Source organism: Kitasatospora sp. NPDC058406 (assembly GCF_042722765.1).
GTDB lineage: Bacteria > Actinomycetota > Actinomycetes > Streptomycetales > Streptomycetaceae > Kitasatospora.
Genome location: NZ_JBHXKE010000002.1, coordinates 51,537 through 77,629 on the forward strand (window position 1 = coordinate 51,537; position 26,093 = coordinate 77,629).

Here is a 26,093-nt window from a genome sequence, read left to right on the forward strand (position 1 = left end):
AGCGACATCCGGGCGGCGCGCCGTTGCGCCGGGAGGGTGAGCCCGTCACTCCGGGGACGCAACGGGGCCGGGCATCCCGTGCGGGATGCCCGGCCCTGTGCGAGTGGCGGGGACCTACTGGTTCTGGTTCTCGCCGCGGTAGAACTCGAAGACCCAGCCGAAGAGGCCGATCAGGATCACCGGGATCGACCAGTACAGCAGCCACCAGCCGAAGATCACACCGAGGAAGGCCAGTGCGCCACCGATCGCCAGCGAGAGCGGCTGCCAGCTGTGCGGGGCGAAGAAGCCCAGCTCGCCGGAGTCGTCCGCGACCTCGGCCTCGGGGTTGTCACCCGCGCCGCTGTCCACCCGGCGGGCGGTGAAGGCGAGGTAGTACCCGATGAAGGCGCAGAGGGCGAAGGCGAGGAACAGCGCGGTGGTGCCCGCCGCCTCGATGCCGGTGTCCGAGCTGTTGGTCCACAGCCCGTAGGTGATGGCCATGGCCAGCACGAAGACCGCCAGGCCCAGGAAGATCTTGCCCTGTTCCTTCATCAGGCGTCCCCACCCTTCTTGCCCTTGCCCAGCTGCGGGGCGTCGTACTTCGCCGGGGTCACACCGGCGAGGTGCTTGGCCGGCTCACCGTGGTTCTCGAGGTAGTCCAGCGCCGCGATCTCCGGGTGGTGGAGGTCGAAGGCCGGGGATTCCGAGCGGATCCGGGGCAGCGTGAGGAAGTTGTGCCGCGGCGGCGGGCAGGAGGTCGCCCACTCCAGCGAACGGCCGTAGCCCCACGGGTCGTCGACCTCGATCTTCTCCCCGTACTTGGCGGTCTTCCAGACGTTGTAGAGGAACGGCAGGATCGACAGGCCGAGCAGGAAGGAGCCGATGGTCGACACGGTGTTCAGGGTGGTGAACCCGTCGGCCGCCAGGTAGTCGGCGTAGCGGCGGGGCATGCCCTCCGCGCCGAGCCAGTGCTGCACCAGGAAGGTGGTGTGGAAGCCGATGAACAGCGTCCAGAAGGTGATCTTGCCGAGGCGCTCGTCCAGCATCTTGCCGGTCATCTTCGGCCACCAGAAGTGGAAGCCGGCGAACATCGCGAAGACGACGGTGCCGAAGACCACGTAGTGGAAGTGGGCGACGACGAAGTACGAGTCCGAGACGTGGAAGTCGATCGGCGGGGAGGCCAGCAGGACACCGGTCAGACCACCGAAGAGGAAGGTCACCAGGAAGCCGACCGTCCAGAGCATCGGGGTCTCGAAGCTCAGCGAGCCCTTCCACATGGTGCCGACCCAGTTGAAGAACTTCACACCGGTCGGGACCGCGATCAGGAAGGTCATGAACGAGAAGAACGGCAGAAGCACTTGGCCGGTGACGTACATGTGGTGGGCCCACACCGTCACGGACAGACCGGCGATCGCGATGGTGGCCGCGATCAGGCCGGAGTAGCCGAACATCGGCTTGCGGCTGAAGACCGGGATGACCTCGGACACGATGCCGAAGAACGGCAGCGCGATGATGTACACCTCGGGGTGACCGAAGAACCAGAACAGGTGCTGCCAGAGCAGCGCCCCGCCGTTCGCCGGGTCGAAGACGTGGGCCCCGAACTTGCGGTCCGCCTCCAGGGCGAACAGCGCGGCGGCCAGCACCGGGAAGGCCAGCAGGACCAGCACGGCGGTCAGCAGGACGTTCCAGACGAAGATCGACATCCGGAACATCGTCATGCCGGGCGCGCGCATGCAGATGATCGTGGTGATGAAGTTGACCGCACCGAGGATCGTGCCGAAGCCGGAGAAGGCCAGACCCATGATCCACATGTCGGCGCCGATGCCCGGCGAGCGGACCGCGTCCGACAGCGGCGCGTAGGCGAACCAGCCGAAGTCGGCGGCGCCCTGCGGGGTGATGAAGCCGGCGACGGCGATCAGCGAGCCGAACAGGTACAGCCAGTAGGCGAACATGTTCAGACGCGGGAACGCGACGTCCGGGGCACCGATCTGGAGCGGCATGATCCAGTTCGCGAAGCCGGCGAAGAGCGGCGTCGCGAACATCAGCAGCATGACCGTGCCGTGCATGGTGAACGCCTGGTTGAACTGCTCGTTCGACAGGATCTGGGTCCCGGGACGAGCGAGCTCGGCGCGCATGACCAGGGCGAGGACGCCACCGATCAGGAAGAAGGCGAACGACGTGCCCAGGTAGAGGGTGCCGATCGTCTTGTGGTCAGTGGTGGTCAGCCACTTGATGATGGTGGAACCCGGCTTCCGGGTCCGCTGCGCCCCGACCGTGACGGCCCCGGCGCCCCCGCCGGCCGCGGCGGGCTCGTTGAGGATGGTCACTTCTCTTCACTTCCCATGGTCGTGATGCCGGAGGGCACCGCGCCGGTCTGCCCCTTGGCCCGGAGCTCCTTCAGGTGAAGGTCGTACTCGGCACGGTCGACGACCTTCACGTTGAACAGCATGCGCGAGTGGTCGACGCCGCAGAGCTCGGCGCACTTGCCCATGTATTCACCCTTGACGGTCGGGGTGACCTCGAACTTGTTCACCACGCCCGGCACGACGTCCATCTTCATCAGGAAGTTGATGGGCCAGAAGTCGTGGATGACGTCACGAGAGGTGAGGCGGAACTGCACCGTCTCGTTGACCGGCAGGTACAGGGTCGGCGCCGCCTGCGGGGTGCCCACGTCGTACGCCGCGTCCTGGTTGGCCGGGTCGGGGTTCTCGGTGTTCTCGTAGTTGAACGCCCAGCTCCACTGGAAGCCCACCACGTTGACGGTGTGCTGCGGCTTCTCGGAGACGGCGATCAGCTTCGACTCGTCGCGGGCGACGAAGTAGAAGAGGACCGACACGATGATGATGGGGACCGCGGTGTAGAGCGCCTCGATGGGCACGTTGTACCGGGTCTGCGGAGGGACCTGCACGCCGGTGCGGCTGCGCCGGTGGAAGATCACGCTCCAGATGATCAGACCCCACATCAGTACGCCGACCACCAGCGCCGCGATCCAGGAGCCCTGCCACATGTGGAGGACCAGGGGCCCTTCCTCGGTGACGGGACTCGGGAGGCCAAGCCTGGGGAGGTCGTTGGCCGAGCAGCCGGTGGCGGTCGCGATGACGAGGCCCAGTGCCAGCGCCTGAGGCAGCTTCCGCCGCATCGTGCGCCGCGGCGAGCGGTCGGAGCCGTTGGGACTCACGTAGCGCCTTCCCGAAGTCTCGCCCGCCTTCGCGTCGCCCCGGAGAGGTTGCTGCCTCCCGGCGACCCGACCACGGGCACGGTTTGAATGCTTATGCGGGCCAAACCCTACTCCAGCCTTATGCGCTGCTGACGGGCAGGTCCCGGTAACGCGCCGCCCGGACACCCGATCAGGCCCGGCAGGGGCTGCGCCGCAGGTCATCCTAGGCATTAGGGGTCCGTACGCCCGATCGGGGGATGACCTCGGACGACGTACGTGACAGTCCGTCGGACGTGGACTATTCGGACATTCGGGGTGATCGACTGACGGTCGGTAAGCACCCGGGGCACGCCGGAATACACCCGGGAGTGTCGTTAAATGTGACCGTGTACTTCGACGTGGCCTCCACCGCACCGCTCCACCCCGTCGCGCGGCAGGCGCTGACCGCCGCCCTGGACGAGGGGTGGGCCGACCCCGCCCGGCTCTACCGGTCCGGGCGGCAGGCCCGGATGCTCCTGGACGCCGCCCGCGAGACGGTGGCCGGGGTCCTCGGCTGCCGGGCCGACGAGATCGCCTTCACCGCGAGCGGGACCCAGGCGGTGCACCTCGGTGTGCTGGGCGCCCTGGCCGGGAACCGGCGCCGCGGCGGACACCTGGTGCACTCGGCCGTCGAGCACTCCGGCGTGCTGCACGCCGCGGAACGGCACGAGGCCGCCGGTGGCGAGGTCTCGGTCGTCCCGGTGGACCGGTACGGCCGGGCCGCCCCCGGGGGGTTCGCGGCGGCGCTGCGGCCGGACACCGCGCTCGCCGTGCTGCAGTCCGCCAACCACGAGGTCGGCACCGTCCAGCCGGTCGCCGAGGTGGCCGAGGTGTGCGGGGACGTGCCGCTGCTGGTGGACGCCGCGCAGAGCGCCGGGCGGGTGGACGTGCCGGGCGGCTGGTCGCTGCTGGCCGCCTCCGCGCACAAGTGGGGCGGACCTGCCGGGGTCGGGGTGCTCGCGGTGCGCAAGGGCGTCCGGTACTCCTCGCCGCTGCCCGCCGACGAGCGCGAGGGCGGCAGGGTCCCGGGGTACGTCAACGTGCCGGCGATCGTGGCCGCGGCGGCCTCCCTGCGCGCGGTACGGGCCGAGGCGGACCGGGAGAACGCCCGCCTGCACGCGCTGGTCGAACGGATCCGGACCCGGGTGCCGCAGCTGGTGCCCGAGGTGGAGGTGGTGGGCGACCCGGTGCGGCGGCTGCCGCACGTCGTCACCTTCTCCTGTCTGTACGTGGACGGCGAGGTGCTGCTGACCGAGCTGGACCGGGCCGGGTTCGCGGTCTCCTCCGGCTCCTCCTGCAGTTCGTCCACGCTGACCCCCAGCCACGTCCTGGCCGCCATGGGCGTCCTCACCGAGGGGAACGTCCGGGTCTCGCTGCCGTTCGGCGCGGCGGAGGCGGACGTCGAGCGCTTCCTGACCGTGCTGCCCGGGCTGGTGGCCGGTGTCCGCGCCCCGCTGGGGCTGGACCTGACGCTGCCCCCGGAGCGCGCGCCGGAGTCCGGGCCCTCGGGTCCGGCCGGGGAGCCGGACGCGGGCGGGGATCCGCACGCGGCCGGGGGGACGACCGTCCTCGACGCCCTCGGCAAGCGCTGCCCGCTGCCCGTCATCGAGCTGGCCAGGCGGATCGGCGGAGTCCCCCTGGGCGGGACGGTCGCGGTGCTGGCGGACGACGAGGCGGCCCGGCTGGACGTACCCGCCTGGTGCGGGATGCGCGGGCAGGAGTACCTGGGCGAGGCCCCGGCCGCCGAGTACGGCGGCGACCGGGGCGTGGCCTACCTGGTGCGGCGGACTACTTGACCAGGTGCGCCCGGACGTCGGCGGCCGCCTCGGCGCCGTAGGCGCCCTCGAAGCGCTCCAGGAACGCGGTCGGGCGCAGCTCGTACTCCTGGGTGCCGACGGTCTCGATGACCAGGGTGGCGAGCATGCAGCCGAGCTGGGCGGCGCGCTCCAGCTCCAGCCCCCAGGAGAGGCCGGCCAGGAAACCGGCCCGGAAGGCGTCGCCGACGCCGGTCGGGTCGGTCTTGCTGTTCTCGGGCGCGCAGCCGACCACGATCGGGGTCTCGCCCTTGCGGTCGATCCGGACGCCCTTGCTGCCGAGGGTGGTGATCCGGGTGCCGACCCGGCCGAGGATCTCGTCGGCGTCCCAGCCGGTCTTGGTCTCGATCAGCGCGGCCTCGTACTCGTTGGTGAAGAGGTACGCGGCGCCGTCGACGATCTGGCGGATGTCGTGGCCGTCGAGGCGGGCCAGCTGCTGGGAGGGGTCGGCCGCGAAGGCGTAGCCGCGGGTGCGGCACTCCTGGGTGTGGCGGACCATCGCCTGCGGGTCGTCCGCGCCGATCAGGACCAGGTCCAGGCCGCCGACCCGGTCGGCGATCGGCTTGAGCTCGATGTTGCGGGCCTCCGCCATGGCGCCGGTGTAGAACGACGCGATCTGGTTGTGGTCCTCGTCCGTGGTGCACATGAAGCGCGCGGTGTGCCGGGTCTCGGAGATGTGGACGGACCGGCAGTCCACGTTGTTGCGCTCCAGCCAGCTGCGGTACTCCGCGAAGTCCGCGCCGGCCGCGCCGACCAGGACCGGGCGCAGGCCCAGGACGCCCATCCCGAACGCGATGTTGGGCGCGACACCGCCGCGGCGGATGTCCAGGGTGTCGACCAGGAAGGACAGCGACACGGTGTGCAGCTGCTCGGCGACGAGCTGGTCGGCGAACCGGCCCGGGAAGGTCATCAGGTGGTCGGTCGCGATCGAGCCGGCGACGGCGATACGCACGGGGTCTCCTCAGAAGGGCGGCAGGGCCGTGGAAGGGCGGTGGGTGAACCCACTCACGGTACCCGGCAGGGGGCGGGAGCCAGCAAGAACGCCTTCGGCGGCACCCTCCGCCCCCTACGGTGTACTACCAACCGGTAGCTCTGGTGGGGGCCGGACGACCGGCCTAGGGTCGCAGACAGGGGGCCGTTCCCGGCCCCGCCCAGGCCCGTGGCACCCCCGTCACGGCACCGGTGGATCGGAAGTGATGGCCGATGATGCCCAGTCACCACCCGCTGCGGGTCCCGCCCGCCCTGCTCGGCGACGCGGACGGCGACTCGCTGGACGCGCTGGTGGACTCCTCGCGGCGACTGAGGCGGTTCTGGCCGCTGCTGGCGACCGGTCCGCAGGACGCCGCACCCGCCCGGGCGGCGCTCAGGGTCCCCTCGCGGACCCAGCGGCTGGTCGCGGGGATGCCCGAGTACGGGCTGTAGGCCCCTGCCGGAGCACCCGCCGGGCTCGGACGGGAACCGGATTCGTCCGGCGCACGTCACATCGGCGCGGTGCGGCCCCGGAGGCGCGCCGCTGAGCCCTCGGGAGGAAGTACAGATGGATCTGGAGACGATGCCCCGGCGTTCCGGCCGGGCACGCGCGGTGACACTGGCGGGTCTGGTACTGGCGGCGGCGACGGTGCTGGCCGGGTGCGGCGACGGAGCGAAGTCGGGTTCGGACGCGGCGGCCTCCGGTACCGCGGCGCCCTCGGCGAGCGCGCCCGCCCCTCCCGCGGCGGGCACCGCCGAGACCCCGTCGGCGCCCGGGTCGGCCCCGGCTTCCCCGTCGGCCCCGGCGCCGGTGACCACCCCGCCGGCCGATCCCACGGCGACCACCCCCGATCCGCGGCCGGCCAGTCCGCCACCGGCCACCACCACCCCGGCACCGGCGCTGACGCCGACCCCGGCGCAGACTCCCCCCGGCGGCAACGGCATCGCGGTCGGCGAGCCGCCGCCCAACGGCTCGCAGGTGCACCCGGCGATCACCTACCGGGTGGACGGCAACAGGCTGACGGTCTGGTTCTACGGCGGGATCTGCCAGCGGTACGCGCTCAAGGCCGACGAGTCGCACCCGGGCCGGGTCGACATCCGGGTGACCGTCGCGGCCCCGGTCCCGGCCGGGCAGGCCTGCGCCGATCTGGCCAAGCGGCAGACGGTGGTCTCCGACCTGAAGCAGCCCCTGCAGGGCCGCACGGTGACGGACCTGGCGACCGGCCGTGAGGTGCCGCTGGAGGCCGACCCGCACGTCGGGGCGGAGCCGGTCGGACCGGAGATCGCCGGCACCCCGTAGCGGAAGACCCCGCGCACCCTCTGCGGAAACGTTCCCGCAGACACGACGAAGGCGGCCCCGGGAGTCCCGGGGCCGCCTTCGTTCAGATCATCGACCGAACGAATTCGGACGACTAGTTGAACGAGTCGCCGCAGGCGCAGGAGCCCGTGGCGTTCGGGTTGTCGATCGTGAAGCCCTGCTTCTCGATGGTGTCGACGAAGTCGACGGTGGCGCCGCCCAGGTACGGGGCGCTCATCCGGTCGGTGACGACCTTGACACCGTCGAAGTCCTTGAGGACGTCGCCGTCGAGCGAGCGCTCGTCGAAGAACAGCTGGTAACGCAGGCCGGAGCAGCCACCGGGCTGGACGGCGACCCGAAGTGCGAGGTCCTCGCGGCCTTCCTGCTCCAGCAGGGCCTTGACCTTGCCCGCGGCGGCGTCGGTGAGGAGGATGCCACTCTCTACGGTGGTCTCGTCCTGGACGGTCATCTGCTTTCTCCCGGTCTTGACGACGGTCTGCCGCCAGTACCAACCGACAACCGCCCGGATTCATTTCCCGGACGGCGAACGTCTTCGACTGGTTCGTGGCGGCGGGGTTTCCGTGGGCCGGGTGTGCCAGCCGCTCCCCTACGCTCCCCATGCTCGCACACCGGCGGGGCGAACGGTCACCGCCCGAACGGTCCGATCCCGGCGAACCGGCCCCGCGGCGACACCCGGGCCGCCAGGATGGACGCCATGATCCTGCGCCTGGTCCAGGACACCGCCGCCGACGCGGAGGTCGTCCAGCACATCGCCCGCGCCGCCGCCGCCTCGCTGCCCGACTCCCCCGGGGCCGGTGACCGGACCCGCTCCCCGGTCCTGCCGCTGGCCCGGACCAGACATCTCGTCCGCACCGACCCGCAGGGCTGCTGGCTGGCAGAGATCGGCGGCGAGCCGATCGGCACGGTGCTGTCGCTGCGCCGCGAGGGGGTGTGGGTGCTGGCCCTCTTCGCGGTGGTGCCGGGGGCACAGGGCCGGGGGGTGGGCCGGCTGCTGCTGGAGCGGGCCGCCGCGTACGGGCGGGGCTGCCTGCGCGGGATGCTCTGCGCCCCGCCGTCCCCGGCGGCCGCCCGCCGCTACCGGCTGGCGGGGTTCACCCTGCACCCGGCGATGCGGCTGACCGGCAAGGTGGACCGGGCCGGGCTGCTCGATCCCGGGGACATCCCGGTGCACCCGGGCAACGCCTCGCACCGGCACCTGCTGGATTCGGTGGACCGGCGGCTGCGCGGCGCCGCGCACGGCCCGGACCACGAGCTGATGCTGGCGCACTGCGAGGAGCTGCTGGTCGCGGACGCGCTGGCGGGCAGCGGCTACTGCTACCGGGACGGCGGCGAGATCAGGCTGCTGGCGGCGTCCTCGAAGCGGATCGCCGTCCGGTTGCTGCGCGAGGCACTCGCCCGGGTGCCGGACGGCACGGAGGCCCGGGTGGACCACCTGACCGCCGAGCAGGAGTGGGCGCTGGACGTCGGGCTGGAACTGGGCCTGACCCTGGAGACCCGCGGCTACCTGGGCCTGCGCGGGATGCGCCCGCCGGCGCCGTACCTGCCGAACGGCGCGCTGCTGTGACGCCGAGCCCCCGCCGGGCAGGCCCGGCGGGGGCTCGGCGAGCGTGACCTCAGCTCATCGTGTCCAGGATCTCGCGGACCATCTCCATGGTGGTCCCGGGGTGCAGGAAGGCGAACCGGGCGACCGTCTCGCCGTCCCAGCCGGTGGGGGTGACGAAACCGATCTGGTCCGCGAGCAGTTGCTGCGACCAGCGGTAGTAGTCGGCGTTGGTCCAGCCGGTCCGCTTGAAGCAGACGGCGGAGAGCTGCGGGTCGAACAGCAGCTCCAGGTGCTCGGTGTCGCGGATCAGCTGCGCGGTGTCCCGGGCCAGTTCGAGGCCGGCCTCGATGGCGTCGGTGTACGCCTGGACACCGTGCACGGCGAGCGAGAACCAGAGCGGCAGGCCGCGGGCCCGCCGGGTCAGGTGGTAGGCGTAGTCGGTCGGGTTCCACTCGTCGCCCTCGGTGTGCAGCACGTCCAGGTAGGAGGCGTCCTGGGTGTGCACGGCGCGGGCGAGCTGGGGGTTGCGGTAGATCAGCGCGGCGCAGTCGAACGGGGCGAACAGCCACTTGTGCGGGTCCACCACGAAGGAGTCGGCGTGCTCGATGCCGTCGTAGCGGGCGCGCACGGAGGGGGCGAAGAGGCCCGCGCCACCGTAGGCGCCGTCCACGTGGAACCACAGGTCGCGCTCGCGGGCGACCTCGGAGAGGCCCTGGAGGTCGTCGACGATGCCCTCGTTGGTGGTGCCGGCGGTGCCGACGACCGCGATCACGGTCTCGGGGTTCGGGTCGGCGGCCAGGGCGGTGCGCAGCGCCTCGCCGGTGAACCGGCGGTTCACGGTCGGGACCTTGAAGGCCTCGACGCCGATGATGTTGAAGGTGTTCTTGACCGAGGAGTGCACCTGGTCGGCGACGGCGATCCGCAGCCGCACCTCGGGCCCGCTGGGCAGCCCCTGCTCGGCGAGGCGGCGGCGGGCGGTGTCGCGGGCGACGACGAGGGCGGAGAGGTTGCCGGCCGAGCCGCCGGAGACGAAGGTGCCGCCGGCCGATCCGGGCATGCCCGCGCGGTCCGCGATCAGTCGCAGCACCTGGTTCTCGGCGGCGATGGCGCCGGCCGCCTCCAGCCAGGAGATGCCCTGGAGCGAGGCGCAGGAGACGACCATGTCGAAGAGCAGCGCGGCCTTGGTCGGGGCGCACGGGATGAACGACAGGTAGCGCGGGCTGTCGGCGGAGATCACCGCGCGGGAGAGCTCGTGGTCGTACAGCTTGAGCACGTCGGCCGGGTCGTTGCCGTCCCGGTTGATCAGGCCGGACAGCTGGGTGCGCAGGTGCTCCCCGTCGCCGGGGTGGTCGAGCGGGACGGGGTCGTACTGCAGACGGTCGCGCATGTAGTCGAAAACCAGGTCGACCAGGTCGCTGTCGGGCCGGTGCATGCGGTCGGGTGCTGCGGACACGGGTGTCCCTCTCGGCTGTGGGGGGTCGGGGAGGGCCCGACGGCACGGGAACGGGCACCGTTCTGCCGGACGTGATCAGCGTAGGCAGCGCGGGGCCTGCGCCGCGCGTCGGAACGCGGCCGGTCAGGCAGGTTTCGGGCGTCTTCGACGTGCCCCGCGCAGGATTCCTGCGCAGGGCCGGACCGGGCCGTCCGGAGGTCAGCCGATGAGCTGGGAGAGGACGACGGAGGAGCGGCTGCGCTGGACGCCGGGCTCCCGGCGGATCCGCTCGATGACCGCCTCCAGATGGCGCATGTCGGCGGCGCGCAGGTGGACCAGGGCGTCCGGGTCGCCGGTGACCGTCCAGGCGGCGATCACCTCGGGGAACTGGCGCAGGCTGGCCAGGATCTCCTCGGGCGCGGTCCGCTCGCGGCAGTAGACCTCGACGAACGCCTCCGTCTGCCAGCCGAGGACGGAGGGGTCGAGCACCACGGTGAAACCGCGGACCACCCCGCGCGCCCGCAGCCGGTCGATCCGGCGGCGGACCGCGGTGGCGGAGAGGTTCACCGACAGCCCGATCTCGGCGTACGAGGCGCGGCCGTCGCGGGCCAGCCGGGCGAGGAGCAGGCGGTCGGTCTCGTCCAGGGAGGCCCCGACCGTCTCGTGCGCTCGGCTGCTGCTCATCGGTGCGGGGCTCCACGGGTCGTGCGGCATCGGGGACGGGGGCGGGGCGACAACGGCCCGCCGAAACGGTTCTGCACCATTCTGGCGGATGACAGGACCGAGTCCACCGCTCGCAGATGACGGGCTTCGGTCGACCGGCCCCGGCGCCTCAGTCCACCAGCAGCACGATCTTGCCCCGGGTCCGGCCCTCCGCGCTGAGCGCCTGGGCCGAGGCGGCCTGGGCCAGCGGGAACGTGGACGCGACGGTCACGGTCAGCCGCCCCTCGTCGGCGAGCTCGGCCAGCTCGGCCAGCCCGGCGGCGTCCGGACGGACCCAGACGTAGTGACCCCCGCGCGCCTTCACGCCGAAGTCGGCGACCGAGGCGATCCGCGCCGGATCCGCGACCAGACCGGCCGAGACCTCGACGGCGTCGCCGCCGACCAGGTCCAGCGCGGCGTCCACGCCCTCCGGCGCCAGCGCGCGGACCCGGTCCGCCAGGCCCTCGCCGTGGGCCACCGGCTCGGCGCCGAGACCGCGCAGGTAGGCGTGGTTGCGCTCGCCCGCGGTGCCGATCACCCGGGCGCCGGCGGCCCGGGCGAGCTGGACGGCGAGGTGGCCGACCCCGCCCGCGGCGGCGTGCACCAGCACGGTGTCACCCGCGCTCACGCCGACCGCCCGCAGGGCCTGGAGGGCGGTGAGCCCGGCCAGTGGCAGTCCGCCGGCCTGCGCCCAGTCCAGCGCGGCCGGCTTGCGGGCCAGGGTGCGGACGGGCGCGGCGACGAGTTCCGCGTAGGTCCCGTGCTCGACCGCGTCCTTGCGGACGTAGCCGTAGACCTCGTCGCCGGGAGCGAACTCGGTGACCCCGCCGCCGACCGCGCGCACCACCCCGGCCGCGTCCCAGCCCATCACCAGCGGGAAGTGCGCGTCGAGCAGACCGTCCAGCCTGCCGTCCCGCACCTTCCAGTCCACCGGGTTCACCCCGGCCGCCCTGACCTGCACCAGTACCGAGTCCGGGCCGACCTTCGGGTCCGGGAGGTCGGTGTACTCCACCGCCTCGGGGCCGCCGTAGCGGCGGATCGCGATTGCCTTCATGCACCCAGCCAAACGCGGTCCGGCCGGATCCCGGCTCGGCCACGCCGGACCGGGTCGCAACTTCCCTCCGGCCGCACCGCGCGCCCACCGCGCACCCGTCTCTCACGCACCGCGCACCCCCCGCGGCGCTCCGAACCGGCAAGCGGTTCTCGTCACATCGCCAGGACGGCCATCGTCACTCTGACGCTAACCGGTTATCATAGATTGCGTCAGATAGACGAAAAGGCTGCACGCCCGATCGGCCGCACAGAAGGGCACTCGCCCGTGACCACCACCATCACCGAGACCTACGGCGTCGACCCCACTCCGACGCCGCTCGCTCTGCTGCTGCTCGGCCGCGAGGCCGACCCGAACAGCGAGCGCGGCGTCGAGTGCCCCGGCGACCTCCCACCGGCCTCCGACCCGAACCTCGTCCAGCGCGCCCGCGCGGCCAAGGCCGCGCTCGGCGACCGCGTCTTCATCCTGGGCCACCACTACCAGCGCGACGAGGTGATCGAGTTCGCCGACGTCACCGGCGACTCCTTCAAGCTCGCCCGCGACGCGGCGGCCCGCCCGGAGGCCGAGTACATCGTCTTCTGCGGCGTGCACTTCATGGCCGAGTCGGCCGACATCCTCACCGGCGACGCCCAGCAGGTCGTGCTGCCGGACCTCGCGGCCGGCTGCTCGATGGCCGACATGGCCACCGCCGAGCAGGTCGCCGAGTGCTGGGACGCGCTGACCGACGCCGGCATAGCCGACGTCACCGTCCCGGTCTCGTACATGAACTCCTCCGCCGACATCAAGGCCTTCACCGGCCGGCACGGCGGCACCATCTGCACCTCCTCCAACGCGAAGCGGGCCCTGGAGTGGGCCTTCGAGCAGGGCCAGAAGGTGCTATTCCTGCCCGACCAGCACCTCGGTCGGAACACCGCGGTGCGGGACATGGGCTTCTCGCTGGACGACTGCGTCGTCTACAACCCGCACCGGCCGAACGGCGGCCTCACCGCCGAGCAGCTGCGCGACGCGAAGATGATCCTCTGGCGCGGCCACTGCTCGGTGCACGGCCGGTTCAGCCTGGACTCGGTGAACGACGTCCGCACCCGGATCCCCGGCGTCACCGTCCTGGTGCACCCGGAGTGCAAGCACGAGGTCGTCGCGGCGGCCGACATGGTGGGCTCGACCGAGTACATCATCAAGGCGCTGGACGCCGCCGAGCCCGGCACCAAGTGGGCCATCGGCACCGAGCTGAACCTGGTCCGCCGGCTCGCCAAGGCGCACCCGGACAAGGAGATCGTCTTCCTCGACCGGGCGGTCTGCTTCTGCTCCACCATGAACCGGATCGACCTGCCGCACCTCGTCTGGGCGCTGGAGTCGCTGGTCGAGGGCCGGGTGCCGAACGTGATCCGGGTCGACCCGGAGACCGAGAAGTACGCCAAGGCGGCGCTGGACCGGATGCTGGCCCTGCCCTAGCGGGCCCGCCGTACCGCTCCCGGTCGCGGCCGGCCGGTGCGGGACCGCAGACGGGCGGGCCCCCTCCCTGGTGGAGGGGGCCCGCCCTGGTGTCTGGCGCGGAGACGGCGGCTATCCGGAAACTCCCGGGATCAGGCCGTCACCTTCGTCCCGCAGCAACTGCCGGACCTCGTCGATCGTCGCATCGGCATCCGGGAGGATCAGGTCGGACGGCTCCAGGGAGTCGTCCGGCAGTGGGGTGCCGAACTGTTTCACCGCGCCGAGCAGCTCACCGAGCGCCCGGCGGAAGTGTTCCTCGTCCCCCGACTCCAGTGCGGTGAGGAGCTCGTCGTCGAGCTCGTTGAGGCGGTTCAGATGGGTCTCGCCCACCTGGAACTGCCCCTCACCCATGACCCTCATGATCATGCCGTGCGTCTCCCTGTTCCTGGGGAATGTTCCCGAAGGTGTTCCGGGGTGGAGCTCAGATCACTTGTTGTAGTTGATGCGCGGGGAGTCCTGCTGGGGGGCCGCGTCCTGCGGACGGCCCTGCTCGATGGCCTGCGGGCCGGAGGCCGGGGAGCCACCGGTCAGCTCGGCCTTCATCCGGGCCAGCTCCAGCTCGACGTCGGAACCGCCGGCCACGCGCTCCAGCTCGGCCTCGATGTCGTCCTTGCGGCCGAGACCGCTGGCGTCGTCGAGCGCGCCGGAGGCCAGCAGCTCGTCGATCGCACCGGCCCGGGCCTGCATCTGGGCGGTCTTGTCCTCGGCCCGCTGGATGGCCAGGCCCACGTCGCCCATCTCCTCCGAGATACCGGAGAAGGACTCGGCGATCCGGGTCTGCGCCTGGGCCGCGGTGTAGGTGGCCTTGATGGTCTCCTTCTTGGTGCGGAAGGCGTCCACCTTGGCCTGCAGCCGCTGGGAGGCGAGCGTGAGCTTCTCCTCCTCGGCCTGCAGCTGCTGGTACTGCGTCTGCAGGTCGTTGATCTGGGACTGCATGTTCGACTTGCGGGTCAGCGCCTCGCGGGCGAGGTCCTCCCGGCCGAGCGAGAGCGCCTTGCGGCCCTGGTCCTCGTACTTCGCCGACTGCTGCTGCAGCTGGGTCAGCTGGAGCTCCAGACGCTTGCGCGAGGTGGCCACGTCCGCGACGCCCCGTCGCACCTTCTGCAGCAGCTCAAGCTGCTTCTGGTACGAATAGTCGAGCGTCTCTCGCGGGTCTTCCGCGCGGTCCAAGGCCTTGTTCGCCTTGGAGCGGAAGATCAGCCCCATACGCTTCATGATTCCGTCGCTCATGGGCCTCGGGTGCCCCCTTCTCCGGCCTGCGGTCTCTATCTCGTTACCAGACACGACGAGTGTATGTGCAGCGAGCCCGTCGCCGCAGTGCACCTGCCTGCAACAAGCCTGCTACAGCCGACCCCCGTACGGCCTCCTCCGCGGGGTGGATACCGTCCTAGTCCCACGCTCCGGTCGGCGGAGTGATCCCCTACGGGAAACCCCCGGGAAACCCGTACCGACCGGCTATCGGACCCGATCGATATGCGTTTGGGTCCGAGGACATCGGAAGAAGCCGCCCCGCACCCCGTACGCTGGTGGTGTGTTCCGACGCCGTTCAGATGATGCCGCTGCCTCCGCCGCCGTGCTGGAGAAGCAGGACGAGACGACCCAGCCCCGCGATCCGCAGGCGAAGAAGGGCCGGCCCACGCCCAAGCGCAGTGAGGCCGAAGCCCACCGGCGTACCCGCGTGACCGTGCCCAAGGACCGCAAGGAGGCCTCCCGACAGGCCCGCGAGCGGATGCGCGCCGAGCGCGAGAAGCAGCGCACCGCGCTGCTGGAGGGCGACGAGCGCCACCTGCCGGCCCGCGACAAGGGCCCGGTGCGCAAGTTCACCCGGGACTACGTCGACGCCCGCTGGTCGCTCGCCGAGTTCTTCCTCCCCGCCGCGGTCCTCATCCTGGTCCTCAGCATCGTCAAGGTGCAGGCCCTCCAGCTGCTCTCCACGGTGCTGTTCCTGCTCTTCTTCGTCCTGGTGATCCTGGACTTCGTCCGGCTCGGCTTCGGTCTGCGCAAGCAGCTGGCCGAGCGGTTCGCCGGGCAGAACACCCGCGGCGCGGTCGCCTACGGCCTGATGCGCATCCTGCAGATGCGCCGGCTGCGGCTGCCCAAGCCGCAGGTGCGGCGCGGAGAGAAGCCCTGACCGCCGAACCGGTGGACTCCGGCTGGGCCCCTCCCGTCTGGGACGGGCCCGGCCTCTACGCGCTCCCGGGGCAGGGCGACGGCGGCCACGACCGGTTCGCCCAGGAGCGGGCCGGCCACGAGCGCCGGCTGCCCTCGCGCAGCGGCTCCTTCGCCGGCGGCACCGGCCACTGGCTGGAGCGCCTCGGCACCCTGCGCAACCTCGTCCGGCAGGAGATGGTCGCCCGGCAGCTCGCCGAGCAGCTCGCCGGGCGCAGCGCCCAGCGCGTCCTCGACATCGGCTGCGGTCAGGGCACCCAGGCACTGCGGCTGGCCAGGGCCGGCCACTACGTCACCGGCATCGACTCCGACCCGGACGCGCTCGGCGTCGCCCAGGGGGCCCTGGCCGAGGAGCCGGACGAGGTCCGCGACCGGATCCAGCTGCTCATCGGCGACGGCCACCAGTGCGGACGCTGGTTCGGCGCCCGCAGCTTCGACGTCGTGCTCTGCCACGGCGTCCTGACGTACCTCCCGGACCCCGATCCGATGATCGCCTCGCTCGCCCGGCTGCTCGCGCCCGGCGGGCTGCTCTCGCTGCTGGTCCGCAACCGCGACGCGCTGGCCCTGCGGCCCGCCGCCGCCGGTGACTGGCGGGCCGCCCTGCACGCTTTCGAGAGCGACCGGTACTACAACCGGCTCGGGCTGGCGGCCCGCGCCGACCGGATCACCGACCTCGCGGTGACCCTCTCCGAGGTGTCCGTACCGCTGCGGCACTGGTACGGCGTCCGGGTCTTCACCGACAACGCGCCCGACGACGCGGCGCCGCCGGTCGACGGCCGGCAGCTCGCCCAGCTGCTGGAGGCCGAGGAGCTCGCCGGCCGGACCGACCCCTACCGGCAGGTCGCCGCGTTGCTCCACGTCATCGGGATGAAGTAGCTCCCGGAGCCGTCACCCCCGGGCCTCAGCCCTCGTGCAGGCTCATCGAGTAGATCTCACGGCCGTCGTCCAGCAGCACGGCGGTGTCCACGCCGTCCTCGGCCAGCTGCTTCCAGGCCTCCCCGATCCAGGTCTCGGCGTCCCCCTGGCCGGCGAACTCCTCCACCTGGCCGTCGCCCGGGGCCACCGCGGTGCCGTCCGTCTTCTCGTACCGCCACGTCCAGACCATGCCCGGCTCCTCCCACTGGCGATCACTGCCGATCGCTGATGACGCGCTTGTGCTGCGCAGCCTAAGTCCTCAGGTTGCCCACCAGGATCTTCGGTATGCGCGGTGGGAGAGGATGGGGCGCATGACTGATGACGTCCCGCTGCCCCGCACGCTCCTCCTCGGCGGCGCCCGGTCCGGCAAGTCGACCAGGGCCGAGCAGCTGCTCGCCCCGTACGGGGACGTGCTGTACGTGGCCACCGGCGGCACCCGCGACGGGGACGCCGAGTGGGCCCAGCGGGTGGCGCTGCACCGGGACCGGCGGCCGGCGAGCTGGCGCACCGCCGAGACCTGCGCGCTGGAGGCGGTGCTGGCGGACGCCGCCGACCCGGCGCCGGTGCTGATCGACTGCCTGGCGCTCTGGCTCACCTCCGTCATGGACGAGTGCGGCGCCTGGGACGACCGGGTCTGGGCCGACGGGGGCGAGGCGGCGGTGCAGGCCCGCTGCGACGCGCTGGCCGCGGCGTGGGCCGCGACCGGTCGGCCGGTGGTGGCGGTCAGCAACGAGGTCGGCATGGGGGTCGTCCCGGCCACCGCCGCCGGACGCCGGTTCCGCGACACCCTGGGCCGGCTCAACATGGCGGTCGCCGACGCGTCCGAGCGCGTGCTCCTGGTGGTGGCCGGGCAGGTGCTCACCGTCAAGCCGCCCGTCGGCTGAACACCTGCGGCGTGTAGCCTTCCGGACGATGGACACGACCGTGGATCTCGATACGTTCTCCTCGCTCGTCGAACGCCCCGACGAGAGTGCCCGGCGCGCCGCCGAGGAGCGCTGGCAGGAGCTGGACCGGCCGCGCAACGGCCTCGGCAAGCTGGAGGAGCTGGGCGCCTGGCTGTCGTCCGTGCAGGGGCGCTCCCCCGTGCGGCCGCTCTCGGCCCCCAAGGTGGTGCTGTTCGCCGCCGACCACGGGGTGGCGGCCCTCGGCGTCTCCCGGCTGCCGGCCCAGGGCGGTACGGCGGCGCGCGTCCGGGCCGTCCTCGACGGCACCGCGCCCGTCGCCCTGCTCGCCCGGCGGTTCGGTGCCGAGGTACGGGTGGTCGACGTCGCGGTCGACGCGGACCCCGCCGACTTCCCCGACGACGTGACCGCCCACCGGGTGCGGCGCGGTTCCGGGCGGATCGACGTCGAGGACGCGCTCAGCCCGGAGGAGACCGTCAAGGCGTTCCGGGCCGGGATCGCCGTCGCCGACGAGGAGGCCGACGCCGGGACCGACCTGGTGGTGCTGGGCGACCTCGGGGTCGGCGCGACCACCGTCGCCGCGGTGCTGGTCGGCGCGCTCTGCGGGACGGACGCGGCGGCGGTCACCGGCCGCGGCTCGGGCGTCGACGACAAGGTGTGGATGGTCAAGTGCGCGACCGTCCGGGACTCGCTGCGGCGGGCCCGGCCGGTGCTGGGCGACCAGCTGGCACTGCTCGGTGCGACCGGCGGTGCGGACTTCGCGGCGATCACCGGGTTCCTGCTGCAGGCCGCGGTGCGGAAGCTGCCGGTGGTGCTGGACGGCGTGGTCTCGTCGGCGTGCGCCCTGGTCGCGCAGCGGATCGCGTTCCGGGCGCCCGAGTGGTGGCGGGCCGGGCAGTCCAGCGGCGAGCCGGCGCAGGCGAAGGCGTACGACCGGCTGACGCTGACGCCGCTGCAGGAGCAGGGCATCACCATGGGCGAGGGCGTGGGTGCGCTGATGGCGCTCCCGTTGCTGCAGGCCGCGTCGGACACGCTCGCGGAGAAGGTGCCGGCGCCGTTCGTGCAGGCGGCACCGAAGGAGCCGGCGAAGCTGCCGTCGGCGGCGGAGCTGCTCGGTCGGCTGTAGGACGGCCGGGAGTCGGTCAGACACGCCCCGGGCCCTCGGCCCGCCGGCCGTCCACGACGACGGTCCGGCGGACCGGGGGCCTTCGCCGTGCGCGGGGGCGGACCGCCGGGGAATGCGGGAGGCTGGTCACGGTGGAGGCGCGGACGATGACGGACGAGCGGGGACCGGGCGCACCGGGACCGGGCGCACAGGGGCCGGGCGAGCGGGAACCGGACGGGCGGGCCGGGTGGGTGGACGGCCTGCGGTTCGCCTTCGGGACGCTGTCGGTCCTGCGGGTCCGGGTCGAGCGCTGGGACCGGGCCGCGGGCGGCCGGGCGATGCTCGCCGCCCCCCTGGTCGGACTCGTCCTCGGCACGACGGCCGCGGGCGCCGGGGCGCTGGTGGCCTGGCGCGCGGGCGGCCCGCTCGGCGCGGTCGCGGCCGTCGGGGTACTGGCGGCACTGACCCGCGGACTGCACCTGGACGGGCTCGCCGACGTCGCCGACGGCCTGGGCAGCGGCCGGCCGGCCGAGGACGCGCTGCGCATCATGAAGCAGTCGGACATCGGGCCGTTCGGCGTCCTCACCCTGGTGCTGGTCCTGCTGGCGCAGGTCGCCGCACTCGCCGGGCAGTTCGCGGTCTCCCCCCTGCGCGGCGCGCTGGCGGTGCTCGCCGCGGCCGTGGCCGCGCGGTGCGCGCTCACCTGGGGATGCCTGCGGTCGGTGCCGGCCGCCCGCCCGGGCGGGCTCGGTGCGATGGTGGCGAGCACGGTGACCCCGGCCGCGGCGGCGCTGTCGACCGCCGCGGCGGCGCTCCTGACCGCGGCCGCCGGGGCCGTTGACGGATGGTCATCCCTGCGACTGCCGCTGGCCGTTGTCGCGGGTGCGGGCTGCGCCTGGATCCTGCTGCGACGCTGCGTGCGACGCTTCGGCGGGATCACGGGCGACGTGCTCGGCGCGATGGCGGAGACCGCCGCGACCGGTGCGCTGCTGGTCCTCGCCCTGGCGGGCTGAGGACGGGGCCGGAACCCCGGCACCCGGAGGCGGTACACCGGGCGGCGCGTGATCTCGGCATGCGGACTACCATGCGGGGAGCATCGCAGCCCTGCACCGTCGCAGGTCCTGCCCGGCCGACGCGCGTTGGGGCGCCGGGGCCTCTGGTGTATGCGTCCGCCGCGGAGCCGGCGGGGGCACACAGCCAGGGGCCCCGGGTCCGGCGGGCGCCGGCCGGACGGCCCGGCCGGCGGTTCCGGGCTGCGCCGGTGCGGCACCCGCGCCGCGACCGGCCGTGGACCGCGAAAGAACAGGACGCATTACGTGACTGCATTGTCTGTGAGCACCTCCTCCGCCGCCTCGCTGCGTGCGGACGCCCTGGTGATCGGTGTCGCGAAGGGCCCCAAGGGCATTGTGCTGGCCCCCGGCGCCGAGGCCGTGAGCGAGGCGTTCGAGGGCAAGCTGGCCGAGATCCTCAGCACGCTGGGCGCGACCGGCGCCGAGGGCGAGGCCGTCAAGGTGCCTTCCCCCGCCGGCCTGAAGGCCGCGCTCGTGCTCGCGGTCGGCCTCGGTGACGCCGCCGAGGGCTCCTACGAGCTGGAGGCCCTGCGCCGCGCCGCCGGTGTCGCCGCACGGGCCCTCGCCGGCAGCAAGAAGGCCGCGCTGGCCCTTCCGGCCGAGTCGGCCGAGGAGACCGAGGCGGTCGCGCTGGGCGGCCTGCTCGGCGCCTACGCGTTCGGCACCTACAAGAGCGGCGGCGGCAAGGAGCCGGTCGGCGAGCTGATCCTGCTCTCGACCCGCAAGGGCAGCAAGGACGCCAAGGCGGCCGTCGAGCGCGCCCTCGTCGTCGGCGAGGAGATGAACCGCGCCCGCGACCTGGTCAACACCGCGCCGAACGACCTGAACCCGAAGGGCTTCGCCGCGATCGCCCAGGCGGCCGGCAAGGAGCACGGCCTCAAGGTCGAGGTGCTGGACGAGAAGGCGCTGCTCAAGGGCGGCTTCGGCGGCCTGCTGGGCGTCGGCAACGGCTCGACCAACCCGCCGCGGCTGGTGAAGGTGGCGTACACCCACCCGAAGGCCAAGGCGAGCCTGGCGTTCGTCGGCAAGGGCATCACCTACGACTCGGGCGGCATCTCGCTGAAGCCGGCCGGTCACAACGAGACCATGAAGTGCGACATGGCCGGTGCCGCCGCGGTGTTCGCCGCCGTGGTCTCCGCCAAGCGCCTCGGCCTGGCCGTCAACATCACCGGCTGGCTGGCGCTCGCCGAGAACATGCCGTCCGGCTCGGCGACCCGCCCGGGTGACGTGCTGCGGATGTACGGCGGCAAGACCGTCGAGGTCCTGAACACCGACGCCGAGGGCCGCCTGGTGCTGGCCGACGCGATCGTCCGGGCCGGCGAGGAGAAGCCGGACGTCATCGTCGACGTGGCGACGCTGACCGGCGCGATGATGCTGGCGCTGGGCAGCCGCACCTTCGGCGTGATGGCCAACAACGACGAGCTGCGCTCGACCCTGCACGCCGCCTCGGGCGAGGTGGGCGAGCAGTCCTGGCCGATGCCGCTGCCGCCCGAGCTGCGCAAGGGCATGACCGAGTCGACCATCGCCGACCTGGCCAACATGGGCGAGCGGATGGGCGGCGGCCTGGTGGCCGGGCTCTTCCTGAAGGAGTTCGTGGCCGAGGGCATCGACTGGGCGCACCTGGACATCGCCGGTCCGGCGTTCCACGAGGGCGCGCCGTTCGGCTACACCCCCAAGGGCGGCACCGCGACCGCGGTCCGCACCCTGGTCCGCTTCGCCGAGCAGAAGGCGGCGGGCGGCAAGGCCTGACCGACACCGGCGCCCGCGGGCGCGGGACGAAGGCGGGGCGGGGTCCGGCGCGAGCGCGCCGGACCCCGTCCGGCTTTCCCCCACCGGGCGGCCCTCGTCCGGCGGCCCCGTCCGACGGTCCTCGTCCGGCCGAGCCTCGCGCCCGAGTCGGTTACCGGCCGGTAGGGGACGCGACGGGGAGTCCGCACCCCTGTTCGCTGCGGGCGAAACTTTGTTCCGCACTGCGGAACCGGGCGCTCCGCAGGCTCGGACGACTCCGTCGGGCCCGCTGTCAACACCGCCCTGAGCTGCGACGATGCCCCTCCGTCCGGGGTGCTCCCACCCCTGCGACCGCCCCTCGGGACACCCCTGGGGCGGACCCGGACATCAGCCGCCGCGAACAAGTGCGAAGATGTATTTCCGGCACGACTGGGCGCCCCACAAAGGCTTCCGAACTACCGGACCGTGACCGGCCCGGCGATCCACACCCCATTGCATGGAGGACGTGACGTGGCGAACGACGCCAGCACCGTTTTCGACGTAGTCATTCTCGGAGGCGGAAGCGGCGGTTACGCCGCGGCGCTCCGCGCCGCCCAGCTGGGCCTGAGCGTCGCCCTGATCGAGAAGGGTGAGCTCGGCGGCACTTGCCTGCACCGCGGCTGCATCCCGACCAAGGCGCTGCTGCACGCGGCCGAGATCGCCGACGAGACGAAGGAGGCCGCCGAGTTCGGTGTGCTGGCCACCTTCCAGGGCATCGACATCAACGGCGTCCACAAGTACAAGGACGACGTCATCGCCGGCCTGTACAAGGGTCTCCAGGGCCTGGTGGCGTCCCGCAAGGTGACCTTCATCCAGGGCGAGGGCAAGCTCTCCTCGCAGACCTCGGTGGACGTCAACGGCCAGCGCGTCGAGGGCCGCCACATCGTGCTGGCCACCGGCTCCGTGCCGCGCTCGATCCCGGGCCTGGAGATCGACGGCAACCGCGTGATCTCCTCGGACCACGCCCTCAAGCTCGACCGCATCCCGAAGTCGGCCGTCATCCTCGGCGGCGGCGTGATCGGCGTCGAGTTCGCCTCGGTCTGGAAGTCGTTCGGCGTCGAGGTCACCATCGTCGAGGCCCTGCCGCACCTGGTCCCGCTGGAGGACGAGAACTCCTCCAAGCTGCTGGAGCGCGCCTTCCGCAAGCGTGGCATCAAGTTCGAGCTGAAGGCCCGCTTCTCCGGCGTCGAGTACACCGAGACCGGTGTGCGCGTCTCCACCGAGAACGGCAAGCAGATCGACGCCGACCTGCTGCTCGTCGCCATCGGCCGCGGCCCGGTCTCGGCCGGCATCGGCTACGAGGAGAACGGCGTCGCGATGGACCGCGGCTACGTCCTCGTCGACGAGTACATGCGCACCAACGTGCCGACCATCTCGGCCGTCGGCGACCTCGCCCCGACCCTGCAGCTGGCTCACGTCGGCTTCGCCGAGGGCATCCTGGTCGCCGAGCGGCTGGCCGGCCTCAAGCCGGTGCCGATCGACTACGACGGCGTCCCGCGCGTGACCTACTCCAACCCCGAGGTGGCCTCCGTCGGCATCTCCGAGGCCAAGGCCGTCGAGCTGTACGGCAAGGACAAGGTCGTCACCCTCAAGTACAACCTGGCCGGCAACGGCAAGAGCAAGATCCTGAAGACCGCCGGCGAGATCAAGCTCGTCCAGGTCAAGGACGGCGCCGTGGTCGGCGTCCACATGGTCGGCGCCCGGATGGGCGAGCAGGTCGGAGAGGCTCAGCTGATCTACAACTGGGAAGCTCTGCCTGCCGAGGTCGCGCAGCTCATCCACGCGCACCCGACCCAGTCCGAGGCTCTGGGCGAGGCGCACCTGGCGCTGGCCGGCAAGCCGCTGCACGCGCACGACTGATCGCGCCCCACCCCCCCAAACTTCCAGTACGCAAGACTTGATAGGAGTCGCTGAAACCATGGCGGTCTCAGTAACACTGCCCGCGCTGGGCGAGAGCGTTTCCGAGGGCACCGTCACCCGTTGGCTGAAGGCCGAGGGTGAGCGCGTGGAGGTCGACGAGCCGCTGCTCGAGGTCTCCACCGACAAGGTCGACACCGAGATCCCGGCCCCGGCCTCGGGCATCCTGGCCTCGATCAAGGTCGGCGAGGACGAGACCGTCGCCGTCGGCGCCGAGCTCGCGATCATCGACGACGGCTCCGGTGCCCCGGAGGCCGCTCCGGCCCCGGTCGCCGAGGCCGCTCCGGCTCCGGCCGCTCCGGTCGCCGAGGCTGCTCCGGCCGCCGAGGCTGCTCCGGCCCCGGTCGCCGAGGCGCCGGCCGCCGCTCCGGCCCCGGCTGCCGCCCCGGCCGCCCCGGCCGGCGACGCCACCCCGGTGCTGCTGCCCGCACTGGGCGAGTCGGTCTCCGAGGGCACCGTCACCCGCTGGCTGAAGGCCGAGGGTGACACGGTCGAGGTCGACGAGCCGCTGCTCGAGGTCTCCACCGACAAGGTCGACACCGAGATCCCGTCGCCGATCGCCGGCACCCTGGTGAAGATCCTGGTCGGCGAGGACGAGACCGCCGAGGTCGGCGCCCAGCTCGCGCTGATCGGTGCCGCGGGTGCTGCCCCGGCTCCGGCCGCCGCTCCGGCTGCTCCGGCTCCGGCCCCCGTCGCCCCGGCTGCCCCGGCTCCGGCCCCGGCTCCGGCCGCACCGGTCGCCGCTCCGGCCCCGGCTGCCCCGGCTGCCCCGGCTCCGGCTCCGGTCGCTGCCCCGGCTCCGGTCGCTCCGGCTGCCCCGGCTCCGGCCCCGGCTGCCCCGGTCGCCGCTCCGGCTGCCCCGGCCCCGGCCGCGCCGGCCGCCCCGGTGGCCGACGCCGGTGACGCCTACGTCACCCCGCTGGTCCGCAAGCTCGCCGCCGAGCAGGGCGTCGCGCTGGCCTCCGTCACCGGTACCGGTGTCGGCGGCCGCATCCGCAAGCAGGACGTCCTGGCCGCCGCCGAGGCTGCCAAGGCCGCTCCGGCCCCCGTCGCCGCTGCCGCCCCGGCCGCCGCGCCGAAGGCCGCCGCCGCCGCGCCGTCCCCGCTGCGCGGCCAGACGGTCAAGATGACCCGCATGCGCAAGGTCATCGGCGACAACATGCTGAAGGCCCTGCACGAGCAGGCCCAGCTGACCAGCGTGGTCGAGGTCGACGTCACCAAGATCATGTCGCTGCGCGGAAGGGCCAAGGAAGGCTTCCTCGCCCGCGAGGGCGTGAAGCTGTCCCCGATGCCGTTCTTCGTCAAGGCCGCCGCCCAGGCGCTGAAGACCAACCCGGTCGTCAACGCCCGGATCAACGACGCCGAGGGCACCATCACCTACTTCGACACCGAGAACATCGGTATCGCGGTGGACTCCGAGAAGGGTCTGATGACCCCGGTCATCAAGGGTGCGGGCGACCTCAACATCGCCGGCATCTCCAAGAAGACCGCGGAGCTGGCCACCAAGGTGCGCGGCAACAAGATCACCCCGGACGAGCTGTCCGGCGCGACCTTCACCATCAGCAACACCGGCTCGCGCGGTGCGCTGTTCGACACCGTGATCGTGCCGCCGAACCAGGCGGCCATCCTGGGCATCGGCGCCACCGTCAAGCGCCCGGTCGTCATCGAGGCCGACGGCGGCACCGCCATCGGCATCCGTGACATGACCTACCTGTCGCTCTCCTACGACCACCGCCTGGTGGACGGCGCCGACGCCGCCCGCTACCTGGTGGCCGTCAAGGAGATCCTGGAGGCCGGCGAGTTCGAGGTCGAGCTCGGCCTGTAAGGGTCCCCGCAGGTACACAGCGGTACCGGAACCCCGCGTCGTCCCCGGACGGCGCGGGGTTCCGCGCTCCCCGGAGCCGCTCCCCGTGCTGCCTCCCGGCAGCCGCTCGCCGGCGGGTGCCTCCCGGGGGCGCGGACCGACGGGTGCCCGCCGGACGGTTCGGGCCGACGGGTACTCGCCGGCGGTGCTCACCGACGGGTGCAAACCGGCCTGCGGCCACGGATCTCCCCGCGGATTCGAGATTTTCGCGTGGTTCAGGGTGATTTGCACGACCATCGCATGCGCACGTGCGGGGGAACAGGGATGCTGGAGCGGTGATGGACGAGACCGACTTCTGGCAGATCATCGACGAAACCCGGGAAGCCTCCGACGGCGATCCGGACGAACAGGCCGAACGCCTGGTGGAACGGCTCGCCCAGCTGGCCCCGGACGACGTGATCGATTTCGCGCGACTCTTCGAGGCCCGGTTCCAGCGCGCCTACCGCCACGACCTGTGGGGCGCGGCGTACCTGTTGCTGGACGGCGCCTCCGAGGACACCTTCGACTACTTCCGGTGCTGGCTGATCGGCCAGGGCCGGGACGTGTTCGAGGGCGGGCTGCACGAACCGGACGACCTGGCGGACCTGCTGCCCGAGTTCGACGAGGAGGAGGACGGCGAGGCCGAGGACCTCGGCTACGCCGCCGACGAGGCGTACGAGCAGCTGACCGGACTGCCGCTGCCCGAGGTGGGCGAGCGGCAGCCCGCACGACCGTACGGGGCCGCCCTGGACTTCGACGACCCCGACGTCATGGCGAAACGGTTCCCCAAGCTCTGGGAGCGGTACGGGGACTGAGCCCCGCGGCGGGGGGTCAGGGGTTGGAGCCGCCCGCCGCGCCGGGGTCCTGGTTGATGCCCGTGAGGATCTGGTGCAGCACCGGGGGGTCGGGC

Annotated in this window: 25 protein-coding genes; 14 read left to right on the forward strand and 11 right to left on the reverse strand. The window is 72.6% G+C overall.

All coding sequences use genetic code 11. The features are described from left to right. Positions 1-114: 114 nt before the first annotated feature. Genes ACFWOG_RS00755 through coxB form a run of 3 tightly spaced genes read right to left on the reverse strand, consistent with a single transcriptional unit; the run spans position 115 to position 3,157 of the window. The gene (locus ACFWOG_RS00755) at positions 115-531 is read right to left on the reverse strand and encodes a cytochrome c oxidase subunit 4 (RefSeq protein WP_329949886.1); all 417 of its coding nucleotides are present in this window, start codon (positions 529-531) and stop codon (positions 115-117) included. Beyond that, entirely contained in the window at positions 531-2,306 is a 1,776-nt protein-coding gene (ctaD, locus tag ACFWOG_RS00760) for a cytochrome c oxidase subunit I (RefSeq protein WP_329881677.1), read from the reverse strand. Before ctaD ends, ACFWOG_RS00755 begins: the two co-directional genes overlap by 1 nt. Next, the gene (gene coxB / locus ACFWOG_RS00765; RefSeq protein WP_329949887.1) at positions 2,303-3,157 is read right to left on the reverse strand and encodes a cytochrome c oxidase subunit II; all 855 of its coding nucleotides are present in this window, start codon (positions 3,155-3,157) and stop codon (positions 2,303-2,305) included. The genes ctaD and coxB overlap by 4 nt, the downstream gene beginning before the upstream one ends. A gap of 236 nt (positions 3,158-3,393) precedes the next feature. Here coxB and ACFWOG_RS00770 point away from each other — a divergent pair, with 236 nt between their 5' ends. Further along, complete coding sequence (locus ACFWOG_RS00770) at positions 3,394-4,971, forward strand: cysteine desulfurase/sulfurtransferase TusA family protein (RefSeq protein ID WP_380353429.1); 1,578 nt, start codon at positions 3,394-3,396, stop codon at positions 4,969-4,971. On the opposite strand, the gene ACFWOG_RS00775 is transcribed toward ACFWOG_RS00770, so the two are convergent. Beyond that, on the reverse strand, positions 4,964-5,941 hold the full coding sequence (locus ACFWOG_RS00775; protein ID WP_329949889.1) for a carbohydrate kinase family protein: 978 nt from the start codon (positions 5,939-5,941) through the stop codon (positions 4,964-4,966). The two genes, ACFWOG_RS00770 and ACFWOG_RS00775, sit on opposite strands and share 8 nt — an antisense overlap. A gap of 251 nt (positions 5,942-6,192) precedes the next feature. Between ACFWOG_RS00775 and ACFWOG_RS00780 the strand changes: the two genes are divergently transcribed. Together ACFWOG_RS00780 and ACFWOG_RS00785 are read left to right on the forward strand one after the other, a co-directional pair. Further along, positions 6,193-6,411 carry a hypothetical protein gene (locus ACFWOG_RS00780; protein WP_327676422.1) on the forward strand — a complete coding sequence of 73 codons (219 nt, stop codon included), beginning with the start codon at positions 6,193-6,195 and terminating at the stop codon, positions 6,409-6,411. 115 nt (positions 6,412-6,526) lie between these two features. Then, complete coding sequence (locus ACFWOG_RS00785; RefSeq protein ID WP_329949890.1) at positions 6,527-7,258, forward strand: hypothetical protein; 732 nt, start codon at positions 6,527-6,529, stop codon at positions 7,256-7,258. A 112-nt stretch (positions 7,259-7,370) separates the two neighbouring features. Here the strand turns inward: ACFWOG_RS00785 and ACFWOG_RS00790 are convergent, their stop codons facing one another. Beyond that, positions 7,371-7,724 carry an iron-sulfur cluster assembly accessory protein gene (locus ACFWOG_RS00790; protein ID WP_329881682.1) on the reverse strand — a complete coding sequence of 118 codons (354 nt, stop codon included), beginning with the start codon at positions 7,722-7,724 and terminating at the stop codon, positions 7,371-7,373. Positions 7,725-7,970: 246 nt separating this feature from the next. Here ACFWOG_RS00790 and ACFWOG_RS00795 point away from each other — a divergent pair, with 246 nt between their 5' ends. Continuing rightward, a complete protein-coding gene (locus ACFWOG_RS00795) occupies positions 7,971-8,840 on the forward strand; it encodes a GNAT family N-acetyltransferase (protein ID WP_380353434.1) in 870 nt (289 codons plus the stop codon). Positions 8,841-8,889: 49 nt separating this feature from the next. Here the strand turns inward: ACFWOG_RS00795 and ACFWOG_RS00800 are convergent, their stop codons facing one another. From ACFWOG_RS00800 to ACFWOG_RS00810, 3 genes are all read right to left on the reverse strand, one after another. Then, positions 8,890-10,272 (reverse strand): pyridoxal-dependent decarboxylase, encoded by a 1,383-nt coding sequence (locus ACFWOG_RS00800; RefSeq protein WP_329949891.1) that lies wholly within the window; start codon positions 10,270-10,272, stop codon positions 8,890-8,892. A 198-nt stretch (positions 10,273-10,470) separates the two neighbouring features. Then, a complete protein-coding gene (locus ACFWOG_RS00805; protein WP_329881685.1) occupies positions 10,471-10,935 on the reverse strand; it encodes an Lrp/AsnC family transcriptional regulator in 465 nt (154 codons plus the stop codon). A 148-nt stretch (positions 10,936-11,083) separates the two neighbouring features. Continuing rightward, entirely contained in the window at positions 11,084-12,007 is a 924-nt protein-coding gene (locus ACFWOG_RS00810) for an NADP-dependent oxidoreductase (protein WP_380353437.1), read from the reverse strand. A gap of 264 nt (positions 12,008-12,271) precedes the next feature. On the opposite strand from ACFWOG_RS00810, the gene nadA reads away from it, so the two are divergent. Then, positions 12,272-13,456, forward strand: coding sequence for a quinolinate synthase NadA (nadA, locus tag ACFWOG_RS00815; RefSeq protein ID WP_329881687.1), 1,185 nt, complete (start codon positions 12,272-12,274; stop codon positions 13,454-13,456). Positions 13,457-13,567: 111 nt separating this feature from the next. Here nadA and ACFWOG_RS00820 read toward each other — a convergent pair whose 3' ends face one another. After that, the gene (locus tag ACFWOG_RS00820; RefSeq protein ID WP_329881688.1) at positions 13,568-13,861 is read right to left on the reverse strand and encodes a hypothetical protein; all 294 of its coding nucleotides are present in this window, start codon (positions 13,859-13,861) and stop codon (positions 13,568-13,570) included. Positions 13,862-13,921: 60 nt separating this feature from the next. Continuing rightward, positions 13,922-14,725: a PspA/IM30 family protein gene (locus ACFWOG_RS00825; RefSeq protein WP_329881689.1), complete on the reverse strand. Its 804-nt coding sequence runs from the start codon at positions 14,723-14,725 to the stop codon at positions 13,922-13,924. A gap of 301 nt (positions 14,726-15,026) precedes the next feature. Between ACFWOG_RS00825 and ACFWOG_RS00830 the strand changes: the two genes are divergently transcribed. Together ACFWOG_RS00830 and ACFWOG_RS00835 are read left to right on the forward strand one after the other, a co-directional pair. After that, a complete protein-coding gene (locus ACFWOG_RS00830) occupies positions 15,027-15,626 on the forward strand; it encodes a DUF3043 domain-containing protein (protein WP_329881690.1) in 600 nt (199 codons plus the stop codon). Positions 15,627-15,841: 215 nt separating this feature from the next. Beyond that, on the forward strand, positions 15,842-16,540 hold the full coding sequence (locus ACFWOG_RS00835) for a class I SAM-dependent methyltransferase (protein WP_329949916.1): 699 nt from the start codon (positions 15,842-15,844) through the stop codon (positions 16,538-16,540). A gap of 25 nt (positions 16,541-16,565) precedes the next feature. Here ACFWOG_RS00835 and ACFWOG_RS00840 read toward each other — a convergent pair whose 3' ends face one another. Next, positions 16,566-16,769: a hypothetical protein gene (locus ACFWOG_RS00840; protein WP_329881691.1), complete on the reverse strand. Its 204-nt coding sequence runs from the start codon at positions 16,767-16,769 to the stop codon at positions 16,566-16,568. 121 nt (positions 16,770-16,890) lie between these two features. Between ACFWOG_RS00840 and cobU the strand changes: the two genes are divergently transcribed. From cobU to ACFWOG_RS00875, 7 genes are all read left to right on the forward strand, one after another. Beyond that, positions 16,891-17,463 carry a bifunctional adenosylcobinamide kinase/adenosylcobinamide-phosphate guanylyltransferase gene (cobU, locus tag ACFWOG_RS00845; RefSeq protein WP_380353442.1) on the forward strand — a complete coding sequence of 191 codons (573 nt, stop codon included), beginning with the start codon at positions 16,891-16,893 and terminating at the stop codon, positions 17,461-17,463. Between the two features lie 28 nt (positions 17,464-17,491). After that, positions 17,492-18,607, forward strand: coding sequence for a nicotinate-nucleotide--dimethylbenzimidazole phosphoribosyltransferase (locus ACFWOG_RS00850; protein ID WP_380353445.1), 1,116 nt, complete (start codon positions 17,492-17,494; stop codon positions 18,605-18,607). 146 nt (positions 18,608-18,753) lie between these two features. Beyond that, positions 18,754-19,599, forward strand: coding sequence for an adenosylcobinamide-GDP ribazoletransferase (locus tag ACFWOG_RS00855; RefSeq protein ID WP_380353448.1), 846 nt, complete (start codon positions 18,754-18,756; stop codon positions 19,597-19,599). A gap of 303 nt (positions 19,600-19,902) precedes the next feature. Further along, the gene (locus ACFWOG_RS00860) at positions 19,903-21,405 is read left to right on the forward strand and encodes a leucyl aminopeptidase (protein WP_380353450.1); all 1,503 of its coding nucleotides are present in this window, start codon (positions 19,903-19,905) and stop codon (positions 21,403-21,405) included. 471 nt (positions 21,406-21,876) lie between these two features. Further along, the gene (gene lpdA, locus ACFWOG_RS00865; RefSeq protein WP_329881696.1) at positions 21,877-23,283 is read left to right on the forward strand and encodes a dihydrolipoyl dehydrogenase; all 1,407 of its coding nucleotides are present in this window, start codon (positions 21,877-21,879) and stop codon (positions 23,281-23,283) included. A 58-nt stretch (positions 23,284-23,341) separates the two neighbouring features. Continuing rightward, positions 23,342-25,165, forward strand: coding sequence for a 2-oxoglutarate dehydrogenase, E2 component, dihydrolipoamide succinyltransferase (gene sucB / locus ACFWOG_RS00870; protein WP_380353454.1), 1,824 nt, complete (start codon positions 23,342-23,344; stop codon positions 25,163-25,165). Between the two features lie 317 nt (positions 25,166-25,482). Further along, positions 25,483-25,998 (forward strand): DUF4240 domain-containing protein, encoded by a 516-nt coding sequence (locus tag ACFWOG_RS00875; protein WP_329949897.1) that lies wholly within the window; start codon positions 25,483-25,485, stop codon positions 25,996-25,998. Positions 25,999-26,093: the final 95 nt, after the last annotated feature.